General features: G+C 42.7%; 13 protein-coding genes. All 13 read right to left on the minus strand.

Features of this window, described 5'->3' with window-relative positions; genetic code table 11:
* Nucleotides 1–34: 34 nt before the first annotated feature.
* Nucleotides 35–634: a sulfurtransferase-like selenium metabolism protein YedF gene (gene yedF / locus EAL2_RS10895; protein ID WP_025436416.1), complete on the minus strand. Its 600-nt coding sequence runs from the start codon at nucleotides 632–634 to the stop codon at nucleotides 35–37.
* 46 nt (nucleotides 635–680) lie between these two features.
* Nucleotides 681–1,286, minus strand: coding sequence for a CvpA family protein (locus EAL2_RS10900; RefSeq protein WP_025436417.1), 606 nt, complete (start codon nucleotides 1,284–1,286; stop codon nucleotides 681–683).
* Between the two features lie 12 nt (nucleotides 1,287–1,298).
* The gene (locus EAL2_RS10905) at nucleotides 1,299–2,363 is read right to left on the minus strand and encodes a DUF5711 family protein (protein WP_025436418.1); all 1,065 of its coding nucleotides are present in this window, start codon (nucleotides 2,361–2,363) and stop codon (nucleotides 1,299–1,301) included.
* A gap of 42 nt (nucleotides 2,364–2,405) precedes the next feature.
* The gene (locus EAL2_RS10910) at nucleotides 2,406–3,707 is read right to left on the minus strand and encodes a helix-turn-helix domain-containing protein (protein ID WP_025436419.1); all 1,302 of its coding nucleotides are present in this window, start codon (nucleotides 3,705–3,707) and stop codon (nucleotides 2,406–2,408) included.
* A 113-nt stretch (nucleotides 3,708–3,820) separates the two neighbouring features.
* Nucleotides 3,821–4,609, minus strand: coding sequence for a ParB/RepB/Spo0J family partition protein (locus tag EAL2_RS10915; protein ID WP_242842471.1), 789 nt, complete (start codon nucleotides 4,607–4,609; stop codon nucleotides 3,821–3,823).
* Nucleotides 4,610–4,873: 264 nt separating this feature from the next.
* Complete coding sequence (gene rsmG / locus EAL2_RS10920; protein ID WP_025436420.1) at nucleotides 4,874–5,593, minus strand: 16S rRNA (guanine(527)-N(7))-methyltransferase RsmG; 720 nt, start codon at nucleotides 5,591–5,593, stop codon at nucleotides 4,874–4,876.
* Between the two features lie 23 nt (nucleotides 5,594–5,616).
* Nucleotides 5,617–7,503, minus strand: a complete 1,887-nt coding sequence (mnmG, locus tag EAL2_RS10925) for a tRNA uridine-5-carboxymethylaminomethyl(34) synthesis enzyme MnmG (RefSeq protein WP_025436421.1) — start codon at nucleotides 7,501–7,503, stop codon at nucleotides 5,617–5,619.
* Between the two features lie 39 nt (nucleotides 7,504–7,542).
* A complete protein-coding gene (mnmE, locus tag EAL2_RS10930) occupies nucleotides 7,543–8,922 on the minus strand; it encodes a tRNA uridine-5-carboxymethylaminomethyl(34) synthesis GTPase MnmE (RefSeq protein WP_025436422.1) in 1,380 nt (459 codons plus the stop codon).
* A gap of 48 nt (nucleotides 8,923–8,970) precedes the next feature.
* Nucleotides 8,971–9,597, minus strand: a complete 627-nt coding sequence (gene jag / locus EAL2_RS10935; RefSeq protein WP_025436423.1) for an RNA-binding cell elongation regulator Jag/EloR — start codon at nucleotides 9,595–9,597, stop codon at nucleotides 8,971–8,973.
* 13 nt (nucleotides 9,598–9,610) lie between these two features.
* Nucleotides 9,611–10,303 carry a YidC/Oxa1 family membrane protein insertase gene (locus tag EAL2_RS10940; protein ID WP_025436424.1) on the minus strand — a complete coding sequence of 231 codons (693 nt, stop codon included), beginning with the start codon at nucleotides 10,301–10,303 and terminating at the stop codon, nucleotides 9,611–9,613.
* Nucleotides 10,304–10,332: 29 nt separating this feature from the next.
* Nucleotides 10,333–10,554 (minus strand): membrane protein insertion efficiency factor YidD, encoded by a 222-nt coding sequence (gene yidD, locus EAL2_RS10945; protein ID WP_025436425.1) that lies wholly within the window; start codon nucleotides 10,552–10,554, stop codon nucleotides 10,333–10,335.
* Nucleotides 10,523–10,909, minus strand: a complete 387-nt coding sequence (gene rnpA / locus EAL2_RS10950; protein WP_025436426.1) for a ribonuclease P protein component — start codon at nucleotides 10,907–10,909, stop codon at nucleotides 10,523–10,525. The genes yidD and rnpA overlap by 32 nt, the downstream gene beginning before the upstream one ends.
* 103 nt (nucleotides 10,910–11,012) lie before the next feature.
* Nucleotides 11,013–11,147 carry a 50S ribosomal protein L34 gene (rpmH, locus tag EAL2_RS10955; protein WP_025436427.1) on the minus strand — a complete coding sequence of 45 codons (135 nt, stop codon included), beginning with the start codon at nucleotides 11,145–11,147 and terminating at the stop codon, nucleotides 11,013–11,015.
* Nucleotides 11,148–11,682 lie beyond the last annotated feature (535 nt).

Genomic DNA, 11,682 nt, shown 5'->3' on the forward strand with positions numbered 1-11,682 from the left:
TTGAAAATTCGCAAAATCATTAATGGGAATGTTCCTACCCTATTGTTATTGTATTTCCTGCTGCTTTCATATTCTCAACCATGTCATACATGTTTCCTATTCCCCCTACGCTTAGCTTCTCCTTCAAACCAAAGAAATCAAGGCAGGTTCCGCACGAAATTATTTTAACTCCTGCTCCCTCAAGTATCTTAAGGTTTTCAACTGTGTGTTCGTTTTCGGTTGTAAGCTTCACGCCGCCATTTACAAAAAGCACCGCCTTTGGATAAGACTCTGATTCTGTCAGAGTGTATATGAAGTTCCTTATAAGAACAGCCCCCAGTTCATCTCCGCCCAGTCCAAACTTGTCCGACTGTACGAGTATGACAGTGTCTCCATTTTGGAAATCAACCTCAGATTCTAGAACTGCGGCTTCCTCGGGCAGCTCTCCCTTTGAAATTTCTATGTGGAATAACCCGTCCTTTTTATAATCCCTGTACTCGCAGTTCATTGACTTTGCAAGCTTAATAATGTTCTCTTTTGCGGTTTCATTGTCCACAATGGCCACTACAGGCTCATTCGAGGCTTCTATCGCCTTCTTTGTCATTATTACTGGCTGCGGACAAGCCAGCCCTCTTGCATCTATTTGTGTCATCATGCAAGCCTCCTTTGTTTTACTTAAATTATAACATCTCCCAATATAATTACCCTAGATGATTGCCATTGAATATTTCTATGAGGCCATTAAAATATTTGAACATAAAATTGTACATGTATATATATTTCGTTATTAGTGATTCATTCAGGCTCTTTGCAAAGCCTCCTTCAGGATTCAATGCTGCAAAAGGGTTTACTATTATGAATACAAGCATTATAAGAATCAGCCCCTTGGCAGCTCCAAAAATGAAGCCTGCAAGCTTGTTTAAGAAGCCTAGTGACTTTATCTTGAGCATTCCGTCTACAAATGATGCTATGAGACTTACGAGCATATTTGCAAAAATAAAAAGCAGCACTATTGCCAAGGCCCGCGAAAAAACAACATCTGAATTTGCAATAACGGTCTCTGCGTTCGGCAGACTTGAAAAAAGCTTATGCGAAAGTCTGTCTAAGAACTCCAGCATCGTAGAATTTGATGTTATATAATGGGCGAGCTGCTTGTAGTACATGCTGGTGAAGAATATGGCCACGGCGTATTTTGCAAGGCTTATAACAGAAACCGCAAATCCCTTCATGAATCCGCGCATTCCAAAAAACAGGACTACCACAATTATTATTATGTCTATGTGATTAAGCTGGGAAATATAGCCCATCAAACCAACCCCCTAGTCTACCGCTATTATCCTTATTTCTCCCCTGAAAACAAGCCCCAGGCAGTCATCTCCTACCTTGAATGCGTCTATTATGTCGTTTGTAAAGTTCAGACTCTCTTTTGTGCCCATAATCTCCACGCTTCTTTGAGAATTAAGCAAATCCGTGCCTGCCACCTCATTAACTCCGTATATCCTGTGCGCATACTTTTCTTGCTCAATTTCAATTCCATCAAGATTGAAACGCCTTATTCTGCTTGAGCCGTCCAATACTGTAAAGCCACTTTCCTCACGCTTTAGCTGCACTATGCCACTGTCTATTCTTAGCGAATTGATATATTTGAGCTCCGAATCTCGCAGCTCAATATAGCCTTCCTCCCACATTACAAATTTGTCATCAACAAGCATTCCGCCCGTAAATACCCTATTTTCAGCCTTATCGGCAGTCTCCATGTCTCCGTTTATGTTGTAGTGCATCACGCTGTTGTAGAGCCTTTCTTTTTCAATCGTAAGTCCGCTCACCAGAAATCCCTGGCCTTTTACATCCGGCGAAATGAAGTTTATGCTTATATTTGATATTTGCATATCCTTTATCTGTTTTCCAGACATGTTGAATATCCTCATGCCTTCAGCTTTTTCGTTCATATCGTATACATAGTGGACTATGAATCTGTCTTTGCCTATGGCTTCTACAAAAACAGGCTTTTCTGCAAATTTAATCTGTTTTGATATTTTGCCATTTTTCTCAATTACTGCCAGTGTCCTTTTCACCCTGTCGAGAAAAAGTATCCTGCCATTTTGAACCGCCATGTCATAATCATTTGATCTGAGCTCGGCCTCACCCTGCTTGTGCCCTTTTTTATCGAGCAGACTTATTTTTCTGCCGTTATAGATTACTATACCGTTTTGGAACCCCATTATCTTCATATTTGAAGTGTTCCCATATGAAAACTTTGCCACCTCGGTCAATTGGCGGCCTGATTCACCTACGGCTTTTGTTATGAACTGAATTGTCTTTGGATTCAAAAGCAGTACTGCTGCAATAAAAGTCGTTATCAGCATTGGTTTAATAATCTTCAAGTGTCAATCCTCCCGATAACAAAAAGACCCTTTTGCAAGGGCCTAGTAATATATTATTTTAAGCTCTTTATAAAGCTCTACTCCCTTTGAGTAGCACTCAAGCTCCTTGTCCTTCGATACGTGTGCGTATATGTCGGCAGCCTCGAAATATGCGTCTGCGATGTCTTTTTTTGCGCCGTATTTGCTTACCAATTCTATATTTCTGTTCATATTTTCGAGCGCTATTTCAACATTTCCCTCCTTGAGGTGTGATTTTGCATAATATTTTATAGCCTTTGCCTCAAGCAGCTTGTTCTTTAGCTTTATCGCAGTTGCAAGAGCTTTTTTGCTCAGCTCCTTTGCTGACTCGACTTCCCCCTTATTCAAAAGAGCCCTTGTGTAGTCGAACATTATTTCCACCAGTTGCTCATTTTCTATATCCTTGTGTATTTCATAGGCTGACTTAACCTTTTCAAGAGCTTCCTCGTACTGCTTTAGATTCTCATGTATGTACGACATCACCAAATATGTCTTGGCCTGCTCGAGCTTTTTTTCATGCTCGTTGAAAACATCGAGGGCCCTCGAAAAATATTTTCTTGCTCTTATGTAGTCGCCTTCTCCCATGTATTTGTTGCCCAGCAGGAACAGGCTGTTACCTTTGTGCTTGTAGTCCTTCATCTTCTCCTCAATCTCGTCTACCTTCTTTGAGTAGAAAATAGCGTCGTCATGAGCTCCAAGCTCCATGCTGCAGTATGAGAGATTTATGTACAAAAGCCTTTCAATATCATAGTTTATTACGTTATTGTCGACAAGATAGTTTTTACCCTGTATGAACTTGTCTGTAGCCGGCTTATAGCACTTTTGAAGCATATACACCTTTCCGAGTTCGAGATAGCATCCCAGCGCCCCTTTGACATTCGAAGTCTTTATGTTCAGTATTAGACTCCTTTCAAACATGCTTGCAGCCATTGTGAAATCGCCTTCATCCCTGTAAACCTGGCCGAGCAGAAACTTCGCATTTGCACAAAGCGAGTTTACATTATACTCCCTGCATAGCTCTATAACCTTTGTAAGCTCATCCTTGGCACTCTTTAGCTTCTTGTTCTTTATGTAATACTCCCCTTTAAGGAGAATTGATTCGCTTATTTGCTTTACCTGAGCTTCCTTGCTTTCTACCAGATAGTCTACAGATACGCTCAGCTTTTGAGAAAAGTACTCCAGAAGATCCTGGCTCGGATAAGACTTATCCCTTTCTATATGACTTATTTGCGCCGCTGTAACTCTGTTGCCGGCCAATTCCTTGAGTGTCAAATTACGCTCTTTTCTGAGCTTTTTGATCTTCTGACCCAGTGTAAGTATCTCCATGTTTATCCTCCAAACTTAGTCTGCCGCAAAATTTATTATAACCCAACATGCTATTAAAGTTAAACCCCATCTATAATGCGGCCCTATTTATATGTGAAACAGCCTCAGCCTATTTACTTGTCAAGTATGAGACTTGTGATTTTTTCGAGCTCTTCTTCACTGTAGTATTCTATTTCTATCTTGCCCTTTTTTTTACTCTGTATAATTACGACTTTAGTCCCGAGAGTTTCGACTAGCCTTTCCTGCAAGTGCTCCGTAAAGATGTCGGCTTTGGATTTGCTCTGGAGACCTTTACTCTTAGTCTTTGAAAGTGTCTTTGCTATATCTTCAACAGCTCTTACCGAGAGCCCCTTCTGAATTATGTCGTTTGCCGTCTGAGCTTGCAGCCGCTTGTCCTCTATTCTTAGAATGGCTTTTGCATGTCCGGCTGAAATGCTCCCATCCCTTACAAGCGTAAGTACCTGGTCAGGCAGATTCAAAAGCCGCAACGTATTTGTTATGTAGGGCCTGCTTTTGCCCACTGCCTTGGATATTTCCTCCTGGGTAGTGCCGTACTCTTCAATGAGAGCCTTGTAAGCCAGCGCCTCTTCAACAGGATTGAGATTTTCTCTCTGAATGTTCTCTACAAGCGCCATTTCCATGACCTTTTTCTGCTGGGATGATTCGAGCACTATGCACGGCATATGCTCTGCACCGGCAATGAGTGAAGCCCTGTATCTCCTCTCGCCTGCAACTATTACGTGCTTTGAACCTATTTTTTGCACCACTATTGGCTGCAGCAGTCCGTGTAGCTTTATCGAATCAGAAAGCGACTGGAGCCTTTCATTGTCAAAGTCCCTGCGCGGCTGGTTGCTGTTTGGAGTTATTTTGTCTATTGGAATCATAACCCCTAGCTTTTCCAAAGTCTCACCCCCTGCGATAATAATATTTTACTAGATTTACAGTTTCAAATATTATTTGATTTTTTATTTTTTTCCCACAACCTAATTATACATAAAAAATTCGATATTTTAAGCAATTTTTTCGATAAACATTCAAGTATCTAAATAAAAAGGCCAGGACACCTTTTATTCGGCCCATATTATAGTCAGTTTTCATATGAACCGAGCTTTCATTGTGTCCAAGCCTTTATCTGTCAAACAATACATTTTCATGTTGTGCAGCATTTACGCTATGGGCTTTTTCGATGGAAGCCCTGCTTTTCTGGGATATTTTGAAGGCGTGTTCGAAACCTTTCTGAAAACAAGCACATAGTGGCTTATGTCTGTAAACGGCAGCTTAATAATCAGCTTTTCTTCAAGCGCTACCCCGAGCTCCTTCATTGACTTTGCTGCCTGCACCAGCTCCTCGTCTGCTGCCGGCCCTTTCTGGCACACGAAATAGCCGCCCTTTCTTATGAAGGGCGTGCAATATTCAAGAAGTACGTTAAGCGGAGCCACAGCCCTTGATACGGCGACATCAAATTTTTCCCTGTACCTTTTGTCATTTCCTGCATCCTCAGCTCTCGAATGGAGGAATTCAACGCCGCTCAGGCCTATCTCGCCGCATACGTTTTCAAGGAAGTTTATGCGCTTCCTTAGCGAATCTAACAGAGTGAGCTTTAGGCTTTCATCGTATATCTTCAGCGGCAATCCGGGGAATCCAGCTCCGGTCCCAACATCTATTATCCGGCTGTCGCTTTTTATTACTCCGCTGCAAATGCACGATAGGGAATCTACAAAGTGCTTGATGTATATCTCCCGCTCCTGCGTTATGGCCGTGAGGTTCATTTTTTCATTCCACTCGAGCAATAACCTCTTGTAGGTTTCAAATTTTTCAACCAGCCTATCGTCAGCCGAGAGGCCTATCTCTTCAATTCCTTTTTTTAAATATTCACCGTTGTCCATATGTTCCTCCCTTAAAGCCTATCCTAGCGGCCCTGTTGGCTTCTAACCCTGCTTTCCAGATATACAAGCAAGACAGAAACATCAGCCGGCGACACTCCCGATATTCTTGAGGCCTGGCCTATTGAAAGAGGTTTTATCTTTGAAAGCTTTTGCTTCGCCTCCAGCCTGAGGCCTTCTATGGCTTCATAGTCCACATCCTCGGGTATGCCCCTTTTTTCCAGCTTCTTGAACTGCTCCACCTGCTTTAGCTGCTTTTGAATATATCCTTCATACTTTATTGTTATCTCGCACTGCTGCTTCACACGCTCATCAAGCTCCGCGGCCGGACCTTTGCCAATGGCTTCGAGCAGTTTGTAATCCACCTCGGGCCTTTTCATGAATTCATAAAGCGACATAGGCGCCTTCATCGGAGCAACACCCATGTTTGCAAATATACCTGCCACCTCAACAGGGTGGACTTTCCCATCGCTTAGCCTGCTTAGCTCTATTTCAATTTCCGATTTTTTTCTCAGGAATTTTTCGTATCTCTCCCTTGTCACGAGCCCAATCTGATGTCCTTTTTCAGTCAGCCTCAAATCGGCGTTGTCCTGTCTTAGCAACAGCCTGTATTCAGCCCTTGATGTCATTATCCTGTAAGGCTCGCTTGTGCCCTTTGTTACAAGATCATCTATCAGCACCCCTATATAGGCTTCTGAGCGGTCGAGTATAAGCGGCTCCCGGCCCTTTATCTTGAGTGCCGCGTTTATGCCGGCCATGAGCCCCTGCGCCGCCGCCTCCTCGTAGCCTGATGTGCCGTTGAACTGCCCGGCACAAAACAGGTTCTCTATATCCTTCATCTCAAGCGTTGCATTAAGCTGCAGCGGGTCTATGCAGTCATACTCTATGGCATAAGCCGGCCTTATCATCCTGCAATGCTCCAATCCCTTGACACTCTTATATATCTGCAGCTGCACCTCATAGGGCAGGCTTGTCGAGAAGCCCGATATATACATCTCCTTTGAGTATTCGCCCTCAGGCTCTACAAAAAACTGGTGGGAAGGCTTGTCTGCAAACCTTACAACCTTGTCCTCTATGGAAGGGCAGTATCTTGGTCCTATGCCTTCCACGTAGCCTCCGTACATAGCCGAGCGGCTCAGGTTTTCATTTATTATTTCATGCGTTCTCTGATTTGTTCTGACCAGGTAGCAGGGATGCTGTTCAAATTCAAGCGAATCACTCATGAAAGAAAATGGCTCCGGGTTGTCCTCGCCATGAACCGTCTCCATCTTGGAAAAATCAAGACTGTCCATGTGAACCCTTGCCGGCGTACCCGTCTTGAATCTGGCCAGCTTTACGCCGAGAGTCATAAGGCTGTTCGTAAGCTCATTTGCTCCCATAAGCCCCAGAGGTCCTGATTCGAAATTGACCTCTCCTATGAATATCCTCGACCTGAGATACACTCCGCTGCAAATAATGACTGCTTTTGCGCAGTAGTGGGCTCCCAGTTTTGTGACGACTCCTTCTAACTTGCTTCCATCTGACACCAGCTCGACAACCTCATCCATTATGACCTCTAGGTTCTCCTGATTCTCGAGTACGCGTCTCATCTCCATGTGGTACTTGTACTTGTCTGACTGCGCCCTTAGCGAGTGGACTGCCGGCCCTTTTGTAGTGTTGAGCATCCTCATTTGTATAAGTGTCTTGTCTGTATTTACGGCCATTTCTCCGCCGAGCGCGTCTATCTCCCTCACTAGATGGCCTTTGCCCGATCCTCCTATGGAAGGGTTGCAGGGCATTAGCGCTATCGACTCTATTGAAAGTGTTATTACAAGCGTTTTACAGCCCATTCTGGCAGAAGCCAAGGCCGCCTCGCAGCCCGCATGGCCTGCCCCTATAACTATCACATCATAGCTTCCCGCGTTAAACTTCATGCGCAAATGCCTCCTTAGTTTCTCGTGAAACATAAAAAATTATTTACCCAGGCAGAACTGGCTGAATATAACATCCAGCAGGTCTTCGCTCACAGTATCCCCCGTAATCTCTCCCAGGCTGTCCCAAACATTTTTCAGGTCTATCTCGACAAAGTCAAGCGGCATCCCCGAATCTATGCCTTTTATACATTCGCCGGCTGCTCCTATTGCCTTTTCCATGGCATGCTTGTGCCTTACATTTGATATTATTGCGCTCGATTCATATGCAACCGACCCCGAATACACCATCTCAGCAATCTCGTTCTCCAGCTCCCGTATGCCTGTGCTTTCTGCGGCCGAGATCCTTATTATGCTCCTGCCTCCAACATAGCTTGCAATCTCTTTTTCATCGAGCGCAGGCGCAAGGTCTGTCTTGTTTATTATTACTATGCATTTTTTGTCTCCCAACAGCTCTAATATTTCAATGTCTTCAGATGACAGCTTCTCGGATGCGTCAAGAACAAGCATTACAAGATCTGCAGTTTCTATGGACTGTCTTGTCTTTTCGACTCCTATTTTTTCAACAACATCCTCTGTGCTCCTTATGCCTGCAGTGTCAACAAGCCTGAGAGGTATTCCCTTTATGTTTATATATTCTTCTATTACGTCGCGCGTAGTTCCTGGTATGTTTGTCACTATGGCTCTTGATTCGCCTATCAAGGCATTCAAAAGCGATGACTTGCCCACATTCGGCTTCCCTGCTATGACAGTGCTGAGCCCGTCCCTTAGTATCTTTCCCGTATGGGCCGTCTTGTAGAGCTCCTGCATTTCTTCCAACAGCTGCTCAGTCTTTTCCCTGAGCACACCCATGGTTATCTCCTCTATGTCCTCCTCAGGAAAATCTATAGAGACCTCAACATGAGCAAGTATGGCGGCCACGCTTGCCTTGAGGGCTCTTACTTTGGCCGACAGCCCTCCTTCCAGCTGGTTTTGGGCAATGCTATGGCTTGAGTCCGTCTTAGCTTTTATTATATCCATTACGGCCTCGGCCTGCGAAAGGTCTAGTCTGCCGTTTAAAAATGCCCTTTTTGTGAATTCGCCAGGCTCTGCAAGCCTGGCGCCGCTTTTCAAAATAAGATGCAGTATCTTTCGCAGCGATATATAGCCGCCGTGGCAGTTAATCTCCACCACATCTTCTTTTGTATAACTGTGAGGAGCCTTCATATATACTGCAAGAACCTCATCCAGCGCAATGTCGCCATCCTGCACATGGCCGTACATCATTGTCCGGGGACTGTAATCTTCAATTGCTTTGCCTGCTGCGGGCACAAATATGGCTTTGCATATGTCGTATGCCCTTTCTCCGCTGATTCGTATTATGCCTATGCCGCCCTCTCCGGAGGCCGACGATATGGCTGCTATGGTTTCATCCATCATCACAATTCACCTTCTCTTAGACAAAAATAAGCCTCTACATGGATGTAGGGGCTATTTTTTGAGTGCTATAACTACTCTTCTGTTAGGCTCTTCTCCTTCACTGTATGTTCTAACATAAGGATCATTTTGAAGCGCCGCATGTATTATTCTTCTCTCGTAAGGATTCATCGGCTCAAGCTTTACAGGTTTTTTCTTTCTGACAACGCTTCTTGCCATTTTTTTGCTGAATCGAATTAGCGACTCTTCCCTCTTTTGTCTGTAGTTTCCTACATCCATAAGCACCTTCTTATGCTCTGAGCTATTTTTGTTCACTACAAGATTTGTAATAAACTGCAGGGCGTCGAGTGTCTCTCCTCTTCTTCCTATTATATAACCCATCTGATCATCATCGCCGTCAAATTTAATATTGAGAGTCCCGTCTTCAGTGTCGACGCTAGATGAAAGCTCTACGTTCATGCACTTTAGAACTTCGTCTATGAACTCCTTTGCAACCTTGTTGCTGTTTTCCTTGAGTGTCACTCTTATTTTGCCGGCTTTTCCGCCGAGTATTCCGAGAAATCCCTTGGTAGGTTCTTCTATTACATCGTATTCAACCTCATCCAAAGTTGCGTTAAGCTCCTTGAGGGCCTTTTCCAAAGCCTCTTCTATGGTCTTTCCTGCGGATTCTACAATTTTCATGACATACCCCTCCTTAGCTTTTCTCCGGCCTCATTATTACATATTGCTGCGCTATTTGGAACACGTTGCTTACAACCCAGTAAAGAGTAAGTCCCGCAGGGAATGTTTTTCCCCACCAAAGTATCATAAGCGGAAGCATATAGAGCATCATCATCTGAGTCATCTGAGTTGAGTCCTTCTTGTCTGTTTTTGGTGTCTTCGCATTCATCATTGCAGATGCAAAGTATGTCGTAAGAGCTGCGAGTATAGGCAGTATCCACGGCATTTCAAAGCCTCCAAGAGGTATAACATCAGGCTTTGCAAGGTCTGATATCCACATGAAGCTAGTGTTTATGGCATCGTATGCAGCCTGAGATTTGAACACGTATTTTACAGGCTCTCTGAGTACATTGAAAAGTCCTATAAGTATTGGCATTTGTATAAGTATGGGAAGGCATCCCGCGGCGGGATTAATCTTGTGCTCCTTGTATACCTCCATAACCTTTTGCTGCATAAGCTGCTGGTTGTCCTTGTATTTTTCCTGCAGCTGCTTTATCATAGGCTGGACATGCTGCATTTCCTTCATTGACTTTGTTTGAGCTCTGGTAAGCGGATACAGCGCAAGTTTTACAAGTACGGTGAAAACTATTATGGCTAAACCATAGTTGTTTATCATTTCAAATACTAGCTTTAGCAAAGCTCCTAGAGCTCCTGACAGTGCTGACAAAATAAGTACCTCCCAATATTGTGTTTGTATTATTTAAGAGGATCATATCCTCCTTCATTAAACGGATGACATCTCAATATCCTCTTTAATGAAAGATATGCACCCTTTAGAGGTCCGTATCTTTTGATGGCCTCTATTGCGTAAGCTGAGCATGTCGGATAGAACCTGCATGTTTTCCCCTTCAGCGGCGATATTACTATCTGATAAAACCGTATAAGACTAATGAGCAGCTTGCTTGCTAGGCTTTGCATCTGACTTGCTCCTTCCAATCTCAATAGCGGCTTTTTTGAACAGGCTCTTCATTGCTTTTTCAATTGAGGCATAATCGGCATCCTTGGCCGCAACCCTGGATATGAAAATTATATCATATCCAGAACATATATTACAGCAATTAAGCCTGAAGCTCTCTCTCATCAGCCTTCTAACTCTGTTTCTCACTACGCTGTTTCCAACTTTTTTGGAAACGGAAAAGCCTACCCTATTGGTGGCGAGTTTATTTTTAAGTACATATATTACAAGCAGTCTATTCGCATGGGACTTGCCTTTCGAATATACATTTTTGAAATCCTGATTTTTTTTAAGACCTATTCCATTTTTAAACTGCATAAATAATTTCCCCCGCCAAGTGACAATTAAAAACATTACACAAAAAGGCCACTTTTAAAGAAGCGGCCTTTCAATTCGCAAAAGTTTATAAGTTTTTAAGAGACTATGCTGAAAGTTGCTTTCTTCCCTTAGCCCTTCTTCTCTTAAGAACGTTTCTTCCATTGCTAGTTTTCATTCTTTTTCTGAAACCATGCTCTTTCTTTCTTTGTCTTTTCTTTGGTTGGTAAGTTCTTTTCATTATAAAACACCGCCTTTCCTTTAAATGTACATATATTCAATTTAAATTTTCATGAATTCATGTATTGCATACATATAGATTATAAAGTCATGACCTTTCATTGTCAACAAAATTTTTAATATTGCTACCCACTTACCATTGATTTTGGATTTATCCACAAAAGCAGCTTATAATTTCATTTTTTTTCAGTACTTTTTTTTGTTTCGTGTGTTATCAACAGTTTCATCCTTGTGGAAATATTGTTGTTATTCTACTTTTGGATTTATCCACACTCTCCTTTATTGTGGATAAACTATTCATTTTGTATTGATGTTTTGATTTTTATTTGTTATTATATTTTTACCTGTTGATAACTATAACAACTTGTATCCAATTATCAACTTATGCACATTCTGGGGATAAGTTGTGTATAAGTTTTACTTTTCATAGTGATTTTACTGTTTTTTCTTGTTATTACTTTATCCACACCATCTGAACAACGCTTTATTTTTTTTTGTTTCTCACACGGATATCCACATCGTGTTATTCCTTTTTC

Origin of the sequence: Peptoclostridium acidaminophilum DSM 3953, from assembly GCF_000597865.1 — a bacterium.
GTDB classification, from domain to species: Bacteria; Bacillota; Clostridia; order Peptostreptococcales; family Peptostreptococcaceae; genus Peptoclostridium_A; species Peptoclostridium_A acidaminophilum.